The sequence below is a fragment of the Arthrobacter sp. ISL-28 genome (assembly GCF_018613875.1).
Taxonomy (GTDB): Bacteria; Actinomycetota; Actinomycetes; order Actinomycetales; family Micrococcaceae; genus Arthrobacter.
Genome location: NZ_JAGGPJ010000023.1, coordinates 1 through 15853, shown reverse-complemented (window position 1 = coordinate 15853; position 15853 = coordinate 1). Strand labels below are relative to the sequence as shown.

Annotated in this window: 15 protein-coding genes and 1 pseudogene; 3 read left to right on the top strand and 13 right to left on the bottom strand. The window is 62.2% G+C overall.

Annotated features, from left to right (window positions below; genetic code table 11):
• Positions 1-263 precede the first annotated feature (263 nt).
• From J7E80_RS15940 to J7E80_RS15910, 7 genes and pseudogenes are all read right to left on the bottom strand, one after another.
• Entirely contained in the window at positions 264-1127 is an 864-nt protein-coding gene (locus J7E80_RS15940; protein ID WP_215053219.1) for a hypothetical protein, read from the bottom strand.
• A gap of 197 nt (positions 1128-1324) precedes the next feature.
• Positions 1325-2200 (bottom strand): carbohydrate ABC transporter permease, encoded by an 876-nt coding sequence (locus J7E80_RS15935; RefSeq protein ID WP_215053218.1) that lies wholly within the window; start codon positions 2198-2200, stop codon positions 1325-1327.
• Positions 2197-3078 carry a carbohydrate ABC transporter permease gene (locus J7E80_RS15930; protein WP_215053217.1) on the bottom strand — a complete coding sequence of 294 codons (882 nt, stop codon included), beginning with the start codon at positions 3076-3078 and terminating at the stop codon, positions 2197-2199. The genes J7E80_RS15935 and J7E80_RS15930 overlap by 4 nt, the downstream gene beginning before the upstream one ends.
• A 3-nt stretch (positions 3079-3081) precedes the next feature.
• Entirely contained in the window at positions 3082-4437 is a 1356-nt protein-coding gene (locus J7E80_RS15925) for an extracellular solute-binding protein (RefSeq protein WP_215053216.1), read from the bottom strand.
• Positions 4438-4796: 359 nt separating this feature from the next.
• Positions 4797-4943 (bottom strand): annotated as a pseudogene (locus J7E80_RS15920) (CoA ester lyase); the annotation flags it as partial.
• 12 nt (positions 4944-4955) lie between these two features.
• Positions 4956-5822, bottom strand: a complete 867-nt coding sequence (locus J7E80_RS15915; RefSeq protein ID WP_251036973.1) for an alpha/beta fold hydrolase — start codon at positions 5820-5822, stop codon at positions 4956-4958.
• A gap of 97 nt (positions 5823-5919) precedes the next feature.
• A complete protein-coding gene (locus J7E80_RS15910; RefSeq protein WP_251036982.1) occupies positions 5920-6513 on the bottom strand; it encodes a DUF1345 domain-containing protein in 594 nt (197 codons plus the stop codon).
• A gap of 1147 nt (positions 6514-7660) precedes the next feature.
• Between J7E80_RS15910 and J7E80_RS15905 the strand changes: the two genes are divergently transcribed.
• Entirely contained in the window at positions 7661-8473 is an 813-nt protein-coding gene (locus tag J7E80_RS15905; RefSeq protein WP_215053281.1) for a hypothetical protein, read from the top strand.
• Between the two features lie 155 nt (positions 8474-8628).
• Complete coding sequence (locus J7E80_RS15900) at positions 8629-9015, top strand: VOC family protein (RefSeq protein ID WP_215053214.1); 387 nt, start codon at positions 8629-8631, stop codon at positions 9013-9015.
• Positions 9016-9334: 319 nt separating this feature from the next.
• Here the strand turns inward: J7E80_RS15900 and J7E80_RS15895 are convergent, their stop codons facing one another.
• Positions 9335-9532 carry a hypothetical protein gene (locus tag J7E80_RS15895; RefSeq protein WP_215053290.1) on the bottom strand — a complete coding sequence of 66 codons (198 nt, stop codon included), beginning with the start codon at positions 9530-9532 and terminating at the stop codon, positions 9335-9337.
• Positions 9533-9939: 407 nt separating this feature from the next.
• The gene (locus tag J7E80_RS15890; RefSeq protein ID WP_215053213.1) at positions 9940-10305 is read right to left on the bottom strand and encodes a VCBS repeat-containing protein; all 366 of its coding nucleotides are present in this window, start codon (positions 10303-10305) and stop codon (positions 9940-9942) included.
• Between the two features lie 627 nt (positions 10306-10932).
• Here J7E80_RS15890 and J7E80_RS15885 point away from each other — a divergent pair.
• Entirely contained in the window at positions 10933-11274 is a 342-nt protein-coding gene (locus tag J7E80_RS15885; RefSeq protein ID WP_215053212.1) for a hypothetical protein, read from the top strand.
• A 30-nt stretch (positions 11275-11304) separates the two neighbouring features.
• On the opposite strand, the gene J7E80_RS15880 is transcribed toward J7E80_RS15885, so the two are convergent.
• The 4 genes from J7E80_RS15880 to J7E80_RS15865 form a co-directional block, all read right to left on the bottom strand.
• The gene (locus J7E80_RS15880) at positions 11305-11745 is read right to left on the bottom strand and encodes a hypothetical protein (protein WP_215053211.1); all 441 of its coding nucleotides are present in this window, start codon (positions 11743-11745) and stop codon (positions 11305-11307) included.
• A 136-nt stretch (positions 11746-11881) separates the two neighbouring features.
• Positions 11882-12115 (bottom strand): hypothetical protein, encoded by a 234-nt coding sequence (locus J7E80_RS15875; RefSeq protein ID WP_215053210.1) that lies wholly within the window; start codon positions 12113-12115, stop codon positions 11882-11884.
• Between the two features lie 177 nt (positions 12116-12292).
• Entirely contained in the window at positions 12293-12961 is a 669-nt protein-coding gene (locus J7E80_RS15870; RefSeq protein WP_215053209.1) for an alpha/beta fold hydrolase, read from the bottom strand.
• A 586-nt stretch (positions 12962-13547) separates the two neighbouring features.
• A partial coding sequence (locus J7E80_RS15865; RefSeq protein WP_215053208.1) for a phytase occupies positions 13548-15853 on the bottom strand: 2306 nt, incomplete at its 5' end.

The following is a 15853-nucleotide window of genomic DNA, read 5'->3' as shown; positions in this document are numbered from 1 at the left end:
CGCGCCACCGTCCGCCGGGCCTTCCTGCTGAGTCGGATCCTGCTCTGGACTAGTCATAACTTCCTCCCGAGATTCAAATGGCTAGGATCAGCCCCGTTATCAGCACCGATCACGAAACCGGGCGATACTTCATCGACACCGCCCGAGATCACCCTATAGGCACGGACCAGCCGTGGGAACAGCCCTTTTTGCAACCGGGAGTCAGAACTCGGCACAGTCCCATTCGGCCGGCGCGGAGTCCAAGGTCGAACCACCCTTGGGAGTCAGGAGCTTGCGACACTCAAGGGCGGTTCTTGAAGGGGTTCTGGACCGGGTCCCGGACTGGGGGTGACGCCGTCCAGGAGTTGCTGCTCACCGCGCACTACCTGGTTGATATAGCCGGTGAGGCGGTTCGCCTCGTTGCGGTAGTCGCCGGGGTCGGCCAGGGGCATCGTTGCCTGGACAAACAGCGTCCCGTTCTTGGCTGCCACGCGGAGGAAATGGGCAGGCCGCTTACCCTCGATGAGAAGGGTGGCAATCACGGCAAAGCTTTGGTCAGCGTCAGTGAACGCCGAGGCCCGCTGGTACGTCGCGGTGAAGGAACCATTCTCTACTGTCAGGTTGGCGGGGGAACAGTCCGGCAGTTGGAAAACGGAGGGGAACGCCAGCGCCAATACGGCATCACGGTCACCCGTGACGGCGATGAATACGGGCTCGGCACGGGTTCCGCTGAAAGTCCCCGCGGCCGGCAATCCCGCGGACATCAACATGGCCCACGCCAGCACTCCCGAGCACGTGGCCGGGCTCACCTGCGCCGAACCCGCACCGAAATGCAGGGACTGGTTTTCGTCCCACAACCGCTCTCCGGTCAGGACTTCGCCCGTAGCTCCTCCTGGCCCCGCCACCACGCCGGCCAAAGTCTCCACGTCGGACTGGGAGAAGAGGCGCGCGGCTTTCGCCGGAGCCGCCGTTGGACTGCCGGTCCCGCCTCCGGGGGCTGCGGCGTCCCGGCCGGATTCCACACCGGCAGGCGGCCCGGGCGACCCGAGTGTTGCCCCGCCAGGTGCGGCCGGAGCGCAGGCGGTCAGGAGGCTCATCGAGACTCCCGCCACCCAGAGGCCGCGAAGTATGTATCCCGGTGCCATCATGGTTCCCCTCGCCCCGACCGGATGGGAGCACAGCGTAGCTGACACCAGCGGGGTGAACTCGGTGCCCGCCAGCCCGGGCCGACAAGCTCCACGGCATCAGGGTTCTCTACAACCCCGGACCCACCGCTCACCAGGCACACCTGGGCGACACCATCCCGTTTCGCAACGGTCGTCGAAGACTCCGACTGACCGCTGCCTTAGCCCCTGACCGCCCCGGACAACGCGAACGATACGCCGGCCCCGCGCGCCACCAGAACGTACAGGACCAGGACCGGAACCGAATAAAGGATGGAAAATGCGGCCAGCTGGCCGTAGGCGATGGCTCCATGCTGGCCGAAGAAGCTGAAGATCGAAACGGACGCAGGCTGTTTCGACGGGGACAGCAGGAGTATGAAGGGCACGAAGAAGTTGCCCCAGGTCTGGATGAAAACGAAGATAAACACGACGCCCAGCCCCTGGCGCATTAGGGGCAGCACCACGGAGCGCAGGGCCGTCAGCCCGGAGGCACCATCCATCCAGGCGGCTTCTTCCAGCGCGACGGGCACCGTGTCCATGAAGTTCTTGGTCATCCAGATGGCCATTGGCAGCGCCGTTGCCGCCATAAAGAGAACGGTTGACGGCATGGAGTCCAGCAGCCGCCACTGGACGAACAGGCCGTAGACCGGAACCATGATCGCCGTGATGGGCAGGCAGGTCCCGCACAGGATCGAATACAGGAACGGCCTGTTGAACCTGGACTGGAACCGGGAAAGCGGGTAGGCGGCCAGCACGGCAGCCGCCAGGGTCACCGTTGCCGTCCCGCCGGAGAGCAGCACGCTGTTCCATAACGGCCTGAGCAGCAACTCCGGCGTGAGGACCGCCGCAAAGTTGGTGAGCGAGGCGTTGGCGGGCAGCCGTGTCTGGTAGCCGGCGTTGGTATCCAGCGAAGCAAATACCAGCCACAGCAACGGCAGCAGAAAGCAGGCGCCGATCAGCAGCAGCGCGGCATCTGCCGGAGCACTGGCCTTGCGGCGCGCCGGCGAGGCTACCCTCCCGTTAGCGGTCCGCGGGGCCGCCTGTTCCGCCGTCGTCATCGGTTGTCCCCCTTGAGCAGCCGGACGTAGGCAATCCCGAACACCAGGCCCAGGACAATGAGCACGGAGGCGATGGCGGTGCCGTAGCCAATGTCGCCGAACTTGAAGGCCTCCTGATAGGCAAGGACCGGTAAAGTGGTGCTGGTATTGGACGGTCCGCCGGCCGTCATCACCCAGATCAGGGTGAAGACGGCCAGGGTCTGGAGGGTCACGAGCATCAGGTTGGTGGCAATGCTGGACCGGATCAATGGCAGCGTGATGAACACCAGCCGTTGCCGTCCGGATGCGCCGTCCATGAGTGCGGCTTCGGAGATGTCCTGCGGCACGTCGGCGAGGGCCGCCCGGTACACGAGCATAGAGAAGGCGGTGCCGCGCCAGATGTTGGCGAGCACCACGGCCACCATGGGGAACGCGTACAGCCAGTCGGCACCGGCCCAGCCTGCACCGGCGAGCAGCTGGTTCAGCGTCCCGTCCTTGCTGAAATACGCGTAAGCGGCGAACGCGGCAACAATCTCGGGAAGCACCCATGCCGCCACTACGACAGTACCCACGACGGCGGACACGGGCTTCCGGGCGCGCGTCATCAGTCCGGCAATCAGCAGTCCCAGCAGATTCTGGCCCACGATCGCAGACGCCACCACGAAAACAACCGTCAGGACAACAGAGGCCGGGAATGCGGAGTCGGTCAGCAGCCGCGCGTAGTTGTCGACGCCGGTCCAAGCCGGATTCCTGGCGTTCTGGCCGGTAAGGGCCGCGTTCGTGAAGGACGCGTGGAAGGACCACACGACGGGCGCCGCGAGGAAAAGGAGGAGGAGCAGGACGGACGGCACGACCGGCAGCAGCCGGAGCTGCTGCCGGACGGATTTGCGTGCACCCATGCGTTATTTCTGCAGGACCTTGGCGTCACCCACCTGGTCCCTTATTGTCTTGTCGTACTGCTCGGCTGCCTCCTGCGGCGAGAACTTACCCGTGATCACGGCTTCAGTGGCAACCTGCACGGCCGCGGAGATCCGTGGGTAGTCCGCTGTTGCGGGCCGGTAGTGGGTGACGGAAACGAGTTCTGACACGTCCTTGACGAACGGGTTGGCCGCCAGATAGTCGGGTTCGGCGGCGACGTCGGACCGGACCGCGATTTGGGAACTCGCAACGGTGAACGCCAGTGAGTTCTTCTTGTTCAGGGCCGTGGCAAGGAACTGGAAGGCCTGGTCCGGATTCTTGGAGTCCGCACCGACGGCCAGGGTCCAGCCGCCCGACATGCTGACGCCGCCCGGCTCCTGGCCGTGCTGGGTGGGGAACTTAGCCACGCCCATGTCTTCGCCGTAGCCTGCCCACTCGTAACTGCCGCCCTTCTGCCAGAACGACGGCGAGTAGGAACCTTCCACGACGGCCCCCATTTTGCCCTGTGGCAACCATTCGCCGAAGACCTTCTTCCAGACGTTCGCGTCGAGCGCCTCGGCAGGCGTAACAGCCAGTTTTTCGTCGTAGAGGGTTTTCAGGAAGGCCAGTGAATCGGTGAAGCCCTGCGAACCGACCACCCACTTCTTCTCCTGCTGGTCATACAGCTCACTGTCCGTGCCATACAACAGCTCGTAGAAGCTTTGCATAACGGTGCCTTCCCCGGACGCCTTGCCGGCGTACATATTGAAGGGAATCACGGACGGATCCGCGGCCTTCATTTTGCGGGCGGCATCGAGAATTTCATCCCAGGTCCGGGGCTGCCACGGCACGGCGATCCCTGCCTTTTGCAGGACCTTCTTGTTGTACCAGATGCCGCGGGTGTCAGTGCCCAGCGGGACAGCGTAGATGCCGCCGTCGTCACCGGTGCCGGCAGCTTTGGCGGCTTCGTTGTAGATCTTCCAGTCGTCCCATTTCTCAAGGTAACTGTCCAGCTTCAGGAGGTATCCGGCGTCGACGTCCGACCGCACTTTGAAGGTGTCCTCGTAAAAGACGTCCGGTGCGGTTTCCGCTGACCTCAGGGCCAGCGCAAGCTTGGTGCCATAGTCGTCGTCGTTCGCCTCGATGGGCTGCAGCTCAACGGTGGTGCCTTGATTAGCAGCTTCAAAGTCCTTCTTGGCATCCTTGAACAGGGTGTCGAGTGCGGTAAAGGAGTCTGTCTTTTGGTAGACGATCTTCAGTGTCCGGTTTTCTGCGGCCGGCTGTTCCGGCGAACAGGCCGAAGTTGCCAGCAGCACTGCCGCGGACAACAGTGCCACAAGTAATTTGGCAGGGCGGTGCATGACGCTCCAATCTTCGAGCGGCTGCAGCCCCCAATATCCTCCAGCTGGCCCCAGCCTGTATGCAATTTCAGGTGAATATCATCCACTGACTGACAGCGTAGCCTTTCCGGTCAGCAAATTTGATGAATTTATCAAATCGGAAATTCAGCTGGACGCCGGCTTCTCTGGCGGTGCACCTGAAAGGCGAGCCAGAAGGTGCCCTCGATCGGCAGCATCGGGGAATGCTGCTGGTCTGGCTCATGCAGCCGTGCCGCCATAGATGGCCCAGAGCAACAGTGATGACGGCCGCGGAGATCAACGATATCGAGCTTGGTACGCGGGTTGATTGGTCATGGCCTTTTGGGTATTCGGCATTCCCGTCCCGTGCCGCGGCGCAAGTCGCCGGAGCCGAATGCGAGGCGGAATACGCCTTGGACCTTGGCGATGTTGTTGGCCTCCTCGATACCCGGGCCGATTCTACAAAGCGGGATGACCGGCGTCTTGCCTTCCATTCGGTAGAATCTTTCCGGTTTTGGTGATCACCGGTCCCGCCACCCGGAAGGCGCAGGCGAGTCCAGAAAGGTCGTCACAACCTCCCGCACCAGTTCGGTCCTCGCCAGCCCGAAGAAATGTGTTGTGCCGGGAAACACAGCGAGCTGTGACGCGGGCACCCCTTCAAAGTCGCCGTTCACATCTCCCCCGCGCAGCTGGAGGAACCGCACCGCATGCTCCAACTTGACCATGTCGCAATCGCCGACGGTGATCAGTGTCGGGGCCGCGATGCCGCTGATCTCGTCATCACTCCACCCGTTGGCGCCCGCATCGTAGCGTCCTAGCTTGTCCAACAGCCCCTGTAGATGCTCGCGGTCCGGATGCGGCGACACGGCCAGATAGCGCTGTTCCATTGGGGTACCGGCGATCATGTCGACGGCCATTGCCGCAACCGCTTCCGCGTTTTCGCCCCGGTCGCCGTCGGGTCGGAACGACACCGACGAGACGATGAGTTTGCGGACAAGTTCCGGCCGCTTAACAGCCAGGTGCAGAGCGACCGCGCCGCCGACACTGAATCCGAAGACATCGACCTCGCGCACGTCCAAATGAGCAAGGAGCCCGGTGACATCGGATGCCAGGTCGCGGGTGTTCAGTGGCCGGTCAATGTCGTTGGTTCGACCGTGACCTTGGAATTCCGTGGCGATGACCCTGCGGCCCGCCGCCAAGCTCGGGATTAATGCGCCAAATTGCTGCTCGATATCGAACAGCCCGCCATGCAGGAGCAACAGCGGTGTGCCGCCGGCACCATGCAGCTCGTAGTACATCTGCAGTCCGTTGACGGGGGCGTATCCGGTTACAGGGGCTGCCGTCACTGGCTGATGCATCTGCACGTCCTCCGCGTCCTTTCGGGCCATCCTAGTCCGGATCCTGTCCCGGCGGCAGGGTCGTCCTTGCTCCCGTCCGTGGGGGGCAACCGACAGCGGGACGGGGAGTCGAAGCTTCAAGGTGGTTTTAGCGCACGAGGCCAGCCACCAGGTTGATGGTGGTCGCCAGCACTATCGTCCCTAGAAGGTAGGAGAGGAGCGCGTGCCTCAGGGCAGTGGAGCGGATCGAAGCTGTCCTCAGATCTGTATCCGAAACCTGGAACGTCATACCAAGGGTGAAGGCAAGATAGGCGAAGTCCCGGTAATCGGGGGGCGTCTCCTCATTGAAATCCACGGCTTTGCGGTCCTGATAGTAAAGGGATGCGTACTTCAGGGTAAAAAGCGTGTGGACGAGGAACCAGGACAGACTGATGCCGCCTAGGGCTATCCCGATGATCCCCGCCTTCATGGGACCTTCGGCAGAACCTGCATCCAGGAGAATTAACCCAATGCCGCCGAAGCTGGCCAGCGTTGACGTCAGGAGCAGAATGTCCGAAGCGGCGCGGCTTGGATCCTCGTATGCTGCGTGGCGGGCCGTGTCTGCCGGGGAGAGCCAGCCAATGACCGACCAGACCCAGACCAAGTAGGTAAGGCAGGCGGCCGCCCAGCCCAGCGACGGGGCATAGATCCAGGACCATAATGAACCGACCAGCATGGCGCTGAGGGTTCCAACGGACAGCATCGCCACCAGTCGGATTCCTGACCGGTGTCTGTGGCTGTCAAAGGTCGGGCCCGCCATGGACACATTCTGACATAGCGCACCGCATGCGCCCCGATGCCCTCCCGCCATCGGCTGAACTGGACAGGCCTAAGTTGCGGGTATTCATGGCGGTTCGTCGTGAGAACACTCAAATGCACGGAGCCCTGGCTTGCAGACGCCCATCTGCTCGGCGCTGATGACGATCTCGAAGGGGGCCTGGAGGTTCTCCGCAAGGCGCACAGCCTGCGCGGTGTCACAAGTTCGACAAGCTTGGCGTGACACCCGACGAGATCGTGCACGTCCCTGCGAGTCCGATGTCACCACCACCCCACCCCGCCACCTCTCGATCGACGGGATCCGGTTGATCCTGAACCATCCCGGCATCCCCGGCGGCACGCCGCCCCCATCCGGTCGAGCAAGCGACTGCCTGGCTTCCTACCCAAATAACCCGCATCTGCCCAGCGGTGTGCCGCTCCGTCCCCCATTTAATTCGGAGCGGACCACCTGCCGTCCCTGTAGACCCCCATTGGGCCGTTACGGCAACGGTAAAGGGAGCATATGCCATGCAAGTAAACGGCAGGTAATCCGCCCCAGGCTTATGAAGTTGCATGACTCACCTACATCCGCATGAGTAACCCATGAGGTGGACGTCAGCGATCTATTGGATCCGGCGGCCGGTGTCGTACATCAGCGCCAGCAGTGCGAGGTCGTGTCTCCCAGAGAGGCTTCTGCTTGGTGGTGTTCGTGCTCAATGAACGTTTCGTCAACCCCGGCGGGAAGTTCCTTCTCGGTTTGAAGCGTGAAGGCATCCACATGTCCTTCGCTCTGTCAGCGGCCTGCGCTTCGAACAGAAGACGAATCACCGGAGGCCGATGTGTGAATGCTGGGTGACGTTTTCTCGCGTTCCTGCTCACTGTGAACGTGGGACGCGCCGCTAGACATGCGCGGCCGGTCGTGTCATCCGGCCCATGGCCCCGCACAATCATCCCGCGCGGCAGAAACTTGGTGGCGATGGCCAGCGGTCGGCCGTTGGCACGACCGACGGCGGTGCGGAGCGACGGTCAAGCGCCCGCTGGAGGGACGGATCGGTAGGTCGCATGCCCGCCGCTCGCGATAAACTGGATTGGTCATGATCGGTGCCCTGCTCCGTCTTCTGGCCTGGTTCGTCATCCTGGCGACCCTCCTCTCGGCCTGCGCGCCCGCGACCAGACTTGATACGGCCACCACCGATCGACCGATCCAGACCTCCTCGGCCCCGCCAGCCGCGCAAGTTGACGTCCCCGCTCCTCTCCGGACCCTGTCCCCCACCCCGACATCGGTTCCGACGCCGGCTCCAGCGCCCCGGGCGTTCGCCCTCAACCTCTACCAGGAGGGGGACTTCGTTCCCCAGTACACCTTTGAGTGGTGTGTTGCGGCGAGCATCCAGATCATGCACAATCTCGTCGACACGGGAGCCGGCACGTGGGCCGATCGCGTTCAGCAGGGCAGGTTGTGGGAGGCGGTCCGGGCACGGTCGTCCAACTCGTTCAACGGTGCCAACCCCTTGGGTTGGGCGAAGGTGCTGACCAAGGTCGGGATGGGGCCGTACGCCGTTGTCAGCGTCGCCGACTACGAGGAAGCGCTGCGGACCGCGGCGCGCGCCCTCGCTGACACAGGCCGGCCGGTCGGGCTGGTCATGTGGCGCGGTCGCCACGTATGGGTGATGAGCGGCTTCGCGTCACTCGGCGATCCCGCCCACTCCCCAGAGTTCTCGGTCACCGGCATCCGCGTGCAGGATCCGCTCTACCCGTACGGCGACCCGCGGTGGGGACCGTCCCCCGCGCCCAACGCCCTGCTGACCCCCGAGCAGTTGGCGACGCAGTTCGTCGTCCGCGAGCCGCGACGCTGGAGCAGTGGTCTGCCGACCGGCTACATGCTGGTGCTGCCGCTCGCCAAGGCCTGATCGGATCTTCGCGCTAGTCGCGCCACTTTGTGCCCCCTGATACTACTTTTCCCTGACGCTGACCCAAGAGGATTCCAAGGACGTAGCAGGCGCTCTTGAAATCTGAAGAGCCATGGACGTAGATGGTGGCAGAGAAAACACCCGAGGAGGTCACCATGACGGTCACTTTCAACCACACCATCGTCTACGCCACGGACAAGCGCCGTTCGGCGGAGTTCCTGGCCAACGTGCTCGGACTGCCGAAACCCCAAGCCATGTGGTCTTTCCTGACCGTGCCCTTCGACCACGGAGTTGCCCTCGATTTCGCCACGACGAACCGGCCCATCTCCCCGCAGCACTACGCCTTCCTGGTCAGCGAGGAGGACTTCGACGGAATCTTCGCAAGGATCCAGGCCCAGGGCATCCCCTACTGGGCGGACCCGGGACGGTCCCGCCCGCAGCAGATCAACCACAACGACGGCGGACGTGGCGTCTACTTCACGGATCCTGACGGGCATTTCCTCGAGGCGATCACGCGTCCGTACGGATCGGGTGCTGCATGAAGTCCCAGGGACGAACGCTGACGGTGTTGTCCCTGTTGAGGCCCGGAAGGCGCGGTCGAAGATTCTACGACTCATATGCGCCTCGGCGCCGAAGGGATCGACACCGAAGGGGCTCGCCCAGGCGGCCCAAATCCGATTCGAGCAAACGTGCCACCGTGTTGCCTGAGGTGCGTGGAGGGAGGGTGTGTTCGGGCAAGGCGCAGGCGCCCGGCATGAGCCAAGAACGCGTTAGGGTACGCCACGAGGACCTCCTGGACTGTCCTTCATCCCCGTTGTTTGCAGGCTCCATTTAACGAAACCCCCAACCGAGAACGTGTACTTACTTCTTCAACGTGAGCACCAGTTTGGGTGCGGCCGTGCTGCCGGTCTCCTTGGAGTTGAGGTCCAGGCCGTCGCTGCTGCTGGAGTCCATGCCCAGGGAGAGCTGTTGGCCGAGCTCACCGGTCAGGCCGCTGACCGTCAGCGGAACGCTGTAGCTGGTGTTGGTCGTACCCGTTTCCCACCAGATTCCGCGCAACCGTCAATAAAGTACGCGAGGTGCAGATGTGAGTCGTCCGCCCATTTCTGCCACACCACGCGGAAGGCGTCAGCTGCGATCTCCTCCGCCACATCCTTCGATTCCACGCGTCGGCAGACGAACTGGTAGACGGATGGATAGCTGGCTTCATAAATGGCTATGAACGCCAATTCGCGCTCTGAAAGCACGATTGTCCCCTGAAGATAGAACCCGGAACTGCAGGATACCTGTATAGCTTCCGGCCCGGCCTCAGCGGTTACACGCGGCGACAATTTTTGCCGGGCGCGCCCGCGAGGTCAACGAAGTGGCGGTCCACGTTCACCAAACTTAGAACTGCTCCAATGCCCACCACAAACAGAACTGGACGAATGCCGCCGGGTTCGGTTTGTGTCCCCGTCTGGCCGGTTCTAGCGGAAGATGTTGTAGGGGCTCCAGCCTGTGCCGACGATGGTCCGGGTACCCCAAATGCCCTTGCTGAAGGGGTAGTGGGCCAGCCGGCCGTCGCTGAGCCGGCTCATGAGCCCGGAGCTTCCTGCCGTGAATCCGGCCACGCTGGTGATGCTGTTGACGATGGTCCAGCCGGTGCCCACCGTGCGCCTGAATTCGGGGACGAAGCCGCCGGCCCCCGTGGAGCGGTACAGCACCATGCTGCCGTCGGTGCGCTTGGCCAGGATGTCCTGTGCCCCGTCCTGGTCGAAGTCGACCAGGGTGAGGTACAGGCCTCTTCCTACACCTATGACGCCTGCGGCGTCACCATAGCCCCCAAGGCCCATGCTGTGCAGATGGGAGCGCTGTGAGCATGAAAACGCAGATGGTTTCCTGGGCCTTCGCATTTGTCTCGGCGATGGCTGTCGCTCTGCTGAGAACAACCGATGCCCTCACGATCGGATCGATAGTCGTCATGGTGATCAGCAGTGCAGGGCTTCTATACGGATGGTTCACATTCAAGAAGCCGTCGCCGTCCACAACCTTAGCGGTATGACCATCGTGGCAGGCACCGCGATATTCAGCCATAAGACCGCCGTGGCTGGGCTTGGGCTATGCGGCACTTATCGTTTTGGTCCTGGCCCTTTCGTTCGACATCCCGATCCCTCTCTCGAACCGTCGGCGCCACGGCGGCGAGTAGAAGGGATCGGGTTCACCTGAAGCGCTTCTGGGATCAGAAAGTACCGGTCGTGACGCTCATGCTGTTCGGGCCAGGAAGCGTGCGTCCGAGCCGCACCAGGACGGCGTCACATGAGCGGACTTGACGACCTCATCTCGGAATCCAACGACAGGTGGGCTGAGGCTGAACGGCGAGCCCATGGTCCCACTGAGGATTGGCTGGTCAGCTTAGTCATTGGATTCGGACTGGCCGGGGCTGGGATCCATCATCGGCGGTTTGATCTACAACGCCAAGAATGCGCCCGGCCGCCGAATTGGGCCGCATCGACGTACTGGTAACTCTCACTGACGACGAGCAAAAGCAGATCCGCCGCCAGATTCTCGGAAAGGTCCCGATCAACCCTGAACACGTCGCCGTGGCCCGGGCCGCTGCCGTTCAGCACCGGAAGAACCTGGCTGCGCAGGTCATTCTCCTGCCCACGCTGCCTCTGGTGTTTCTGCCACAGGCTGTTCCAGGCAGCAGCGACATTTGGTGGCTCATGGTCATAGGCCTCCTTGGTTACGGCCTCGGAGGACCCATGGAAGCGCGTGAGTTTCGTCGTGCAGGGAGGTTCTTGGCCAGCACAGCGAGTCGCTGAACGAGGCCCAAACCCTAAGCACGTTCAATCCTATGGACGAATCGCGGGACCGGGCTGGATTGATCCTTGGTTTCGGGAGAGCAGCCCTCCGACGAGTCCTGCCAGGGCAGCCGGCAGGGCGAAAAGACCGGCTATTTGCGGGGCCAAAGACGGGGGCGCCATGATCATCATCGCCAAGCCCACCAGCACTGCAGGCGCAGCCACGCAGATCGTCACCCACAGCGGATTACCCCGGACCTGCGACCATATTGCTGCTGCAAGCGACGCGGCAGACCCAGCAAGCATGCACAGCCTGCCCACGCGCAGCCGCTCGATGAACGCCGGGACAGGCTCATAGACGAAAAATGCCGTCCGCTCCAAGGCAATGCTCGTCAGTACGACGGAGACAACGACCAGGGCCGCCCAGGGCAGTGATCTCCCCCTCCACCACGGCCGCACAACGTAGCGTTCGTTGCTGTTCTGTGAACTCATCACAAGGTGAGCCTAGCGGCAGGTCCGCTTCACACGGACCCGGCCCGGCTGCCCCTACTTCTTAGTCGGATCCCTGGCGGCGCGGGCTGCCTTGCGCCGGGCGTCTAGCGTGGCCTGCCTCCCGTCCCTTTATGGCTTATGTTTCACGGACGTCGATGGACAGGTGGCGGTCCTTCGCGTCTCCGACGGCGCCCGACCCCGACAGCGCTCCGAGCAGCAGCACTCCGAAGATGAACGGGTAGACCACCAGCCCGACGAACATGACCCACCCTGCTCGCCAGAATCCCGGGACCCCGCCATTATCAAGCCGGATGGTCCGGGTGCCGGCGGCGGCCTGCCCTAGCGAGCGGCGGAAGCAGGTGGGGCACATCGACGAGGCTCCAAGTTACCTACGACCTTCGCTACGACGGGTCCAAGGACGTCCAAGTCATCATTGTGCACGTCAACCCGGCCTGAGCAGGCTTTTGTCGTCTACGGCTCACCTCTGTCAAAGTCCCAGCTGACCAATACCTTGTACTCGACCTCATTGATCAACCGGACCCCGCCCTCAATCAGACCTCGCCTGAGCGATCTTTTGGGCGAAGTCGTTCAGCGCCGCAGCTACAGCGTCTGGATTGCTCAAGGTGGCGTAATGACCCCCTGGAATTTCCAGAGGTTCGACTCCAAGTCGCTGGTGTACTTGGCGTCTCATGAATGACGCTGGAAAGAACCGGTCGTCACGGCACAGTATTGCTCTGGTGGGGACGGCCGGATGCCGCTGACCAGGCCAGGGCCGTGCCATCCATGCACCTTGCTGGTCGCGCTCTTTGTCACGTGCCTGGTGTACCAAATCCTCGGGGACTTCGTTGAAAAACGCTGCCTGGGGGTCCGGATCTATGTCTTCGCGATTATGACCCGTGTTGGTCCACCAATCGCCGAATGTCTCGCCCGGTAGTGGGATCATTCCTGCGAGATATACGAGTCCGTCCGATTGGAGCTCTTCGCAAACCAAGGGCGCCGTAAAGCCTCCTAGCGAGTGGCCGACGACGATGGTGTGCTGAGCATCGCCCACCGCTGCAGTTACCGCATGGGTGTAGTCCTCAAGCCCGGCATTGTCGTCTTCGATGGGCAAGTCGACCGCGACGACCTCATGCCCCGATGCCTCAAGCAGTGGTTTGACCAGATGCCAGTCCCATGCGGTGGAACCGCCGCCATGAATCAGTACGAAAACTGCCAAGATCCCACCCCAGTTCCAAGACATGTACGAACACGTCCACCCTAGCCAACAGCACTCCCGGCTCGGGGCGTCGCGCTGAAGGGAATGCGCCCGAACAACCTACGAATGCTTGGACTTGCTGCCCTCTTGAGTGATGCTGCCTCACGAAGCGTCCCAGTTCCTTGGAATTGGACAGTCTGCACCGGAACTCATTCGGACGGGGAAGCATCATGCTCAAGTTCCTGCTGTGCAAGACGAATCTGCGCCACCAGTGGCTATCGAAACCACCGAGGATGGCAGCCGCTACAGGCGCTGCACACGTTGCGGTAAATAGAGTTCCTGGCCGTCGGCCTGGTCCTGTTCTTCATCAAGAAGCAGGCCAAGGTCAACCTCGAAGCACCCAAGGATGAGGACCTAACCGGGGTCCGCTGACAAGCAAGCAAAAGGCGGGGTCCACTGGACCCCGCCTTTTGTTCTCCTAAGTGGTGCTCTGGTCGCGAGGCGAAATCCCCTAGCCCTATTACGCGTCTTTACCGGTGTCCGCGCACCCGTAGATGGGACGACTGTTCGGCGCGCTGAGGCCTGAAGCTGGTCCAGCTGCGATTACCTACGGTTGTTGCAGTTGGAGCACCAGCCTTGGTGGGGTCGTAGTCTCTCTGGAGCCGAAGTCGGCCCCGTCGCTGCTGGTGGTGTTGATGCCAAGCGACAGGATGCCGCCAACCTCACCCTGCAGAACTGACGCAGACAGTGGCACTTCATAACCGGTGTTCACCGTGACCGGTCCGACACTGCCCAGCACACTACTGCCCAAAGCCGGCCTTGTGCTGTACGTGAGGCTGCTTTCAGTCCACGTGTCTACCGTAACCAACCTGACGTTCTGCGTACCCGTTGAGCCGCTGGTGGTCGCCCGCAGTTGGAGCTTCGCGCTTACGATCGTCCTTCCTGCGAGTCCCGACAGATCAAACTTCAGGTAGGCATTCTCCACCGGGCTGTTGTCCACTGCGAGCTTCGGCATCGTCCCGTAGTTCGTCGTCGTCGCCGCGCTGGAAACATAGGCGTCCGCTGTCGGCGTCAACATCACCGTCTCCGAGGGCGTCGTAGCCGCGGCTGTAGTGAAAGTCCACGTCTTAGCGATGACTGTGTTGCCGGAGGAATCTTTCGCTCCGGTGACCCTCGCGGTGTACTGCGTACCAGGATTGAGATTGGCGGTGGGATCCAATGTGGCGGTGTTGTTGCTGAGGTTGACGACCGCATCCACAGGAGTGGTTGAAGTTCCCTCGGCCAGCGTGAACGTCGTCCTGTTGACCGTCGTCGAGTCCATGGCCTCCGAAAACGTAGCCGTGACATTTCCGGTGACCGCTGCGTCTGGTGCATTCTCTGCCGGAGTCACTGAGGTCACCGTGGGTGCGGTGGTATCCTCGGGTGGCGTCCCCGTGCCCGATCCTAACTGGAGCACCAGCCTTGGTGCGGTCGTAGTCTCTCTGGAGCCGAAGTCGGCCCCGTCGCTGCTGGTGGCGTTGATGCCAAGCGACAGGATGCCGCCAACCTCACCCTGCAGAGCGGACGCAGACAGTGGCACTTCATAACCGGTGTTCACTGTGACCGGTCCGACACTGCCCAGCACACTGCTGCCCAAAGCCGGCCTTGTGCTGTACGTGAGGCCGCTCTCAGTCCACGTGTCTACCGTTACCAACCTGACGTTCTGCGTACCCGTTGAGCCGCTGGTCGTCGCCCGCAGTTGGAGCTTCGCGCTTACGATCGTCCTTCCTGCGAGTCCCGACAAATCAAACTTCAGGTAGGCATTCTCCACCGGGCTGTTGTCCACTACAAGCTTCGGCGCCGTCCCGTAGTTCGTCGTCGTCGCCCCGCTGGAAACATAGGCATCCGCTATGGCCGTCAAGGTCTCCGTTTGGGGCGCCGAGGTGTCGATTACCCAAGTTCGCTCCGCAGGAGTTGGGTCGGAGTTGCCGGCCGCGTCGGTTGCTCGCACCGCGAAGACGTGCGAGCCAACTGCGAGATCAGCGTATTTCTTCGGCGACGTACATCCCTGGAAGGCACCCCCATCCAAGGCACACTCGAAAGTCCCGGGCTCCGTCGCTGTGAAGGTGAATTCAGCCGAAGTGCTGCTACTGGTCCCTGTTGGGCCACCTGTAATCGAGGTATCGGGCGGTGTGGTGTCCGGTCCGGGGTCTCCTCCTCCGCCCTCTGCTCCTATTTGACGCGGGTCAAAGGTGGTGTCCACAAGCAGCCGAGGGCTGAAAGCATCGGCAATTCGCTGCCAGGAGACAAGCTTGTGATTTTGGTTACCACTGTTACCGTTGCCCGCATTGGTGTTGTTGTGGTCCTGGCTGGTGAAAAGTCCAGCGGGGTAGGAAGGTCCGAGTGGGAAATTGGTGACATCAATCCCGTCCTGACCATTCACACCGTCGACGCCGCCTCCATCGATGATCTTGAAGGAGCCGACAAAGGCGTTGTCACCGCGGTTGTAGATGACGAAGTTGGATCCACCCTGGCTCGACACAATCAGATAACCGGTCCCCTGCCGACCATAATAAATGGCGGAGTTCTTGACGTTCTCCACTATTCGTCCACCGGTTGCCACGGTGCGATCCACGAGTGTCCGGGTTGAACCGTCCCCCGGCTCAGCTCCATACCGCCACACGCCGACTTCCTCCTCGGACACATAGACACGTTGCAGCTCATCATCTGCCGAAATGCCTTCGGAGCTGTCGCCGTTGTCGAAAGAACGCACGGCAGTCCCTCGAACCGATCCATTGGAGCCGTCCAGCTCGAACTGGGTTATCACATTCGTATTGAAGTCATGCACAAAGGCGTAATACTTCCCAGAGACCGGGGAGTGATACATTCCGAAGCCGCGAGGCCTGCCTGGGGTGCTGATGCGCCCCACCTCTG

What these genes read in the sequence shown, in the direction of transcription:
- J7E80_RS15900 (WP_215053214.1), top strand. Translation starts at nt 8,629, where the DNA reads ATGACGGTCACTTTCAACCACACCATCGTCTACGCCACGGACAAGCGC.
- J7E80_RS15930 (WP_215053217.1), bottom strand. Translation starts at nt 3,078, where the DNA reads ATGGGTGCACGCAAATCCGTCCGGCAGCAGCTCCGGCTGCTGCCGGTC.
- J7E80_RS15880 (WP_215053211.1), bottom strand. Translation starts at nt 11,745, where the DNA reads ATGAGTTCACAGAACAGCAACGAACGCTACGTTGTGCGGCCGTGGTGG.
- J7E80_RS15910 (WP_251036982.1), bottom strand. Translation starts at nt 6,513, where the DNA reads ATGCTGTCCGTTGGAACCCTCAGCGCCATGCTGGTCGGTTCATTATGG.
- J7E80_RS15940 (WP_215053219.1), bottom strand. Translation starts at nt 1,127, where the DNA reads ATGATGGCACCGGGATACATACTTCGCGGCCTCTGGGTGGCGGGAGTC.
- J7E80_RS15885 (WP_215053212.1), top strand. Translation starts at nt 10,933, where the DNA reads ATGCGCCCGGCCGCCGAATTGGGCCGCATCGACGTACTGGTAACTCTC.
- J7E80_RS15925 (WP_215053216.1), bottom strand. Translation starts at nt 4,437, where the DNA reads ATGCACCGCCCTGCCAAATTACTTGTGGCACTGTTGTCCGCGGCAGTG.
- J7E80_RS15915 (WP_251036973.1), bottom strand. Translation starts at nt 5,822, where the DNA reads ATGGCCCGAAAGGACGCGGAGGACGTGCAGATGCATCAGCCAGTGACG.
- J7E80_RS15875 (WP_215053210.1), bottom strand. Translation starts at nt 12,115, where the DNA reads ATGTGCCCCACCTGCTTCCGCCGCTCGCTAGGGCAGGCCGCCGCCGGC.
- J7E80_RS15935 (WP_215053218.1), bottom strand. Translation starts at nt 2,200, where the DNA reads ATGACGACGGCGGAACAGGCGGCCCCGCGGACCGCTAACGGGAGGGTA.
- J7E80_RS15905 (WP_215053281.1), top strand. Translation starts at nt 7,661, where the DNA reads ATGATCGGTGCCCTGCTCCGTCTTCTGGCCTGGTTCGTCATCCTGGCG.
- J7E80_RS15890 (WP_215053213.1), bottom strand. Translation starts at nt 10,305, where the DNA reads ATGGGCCTTGGGGGCTATGGTGACGCCGCAGGCGTCATAGGTGTAGGA.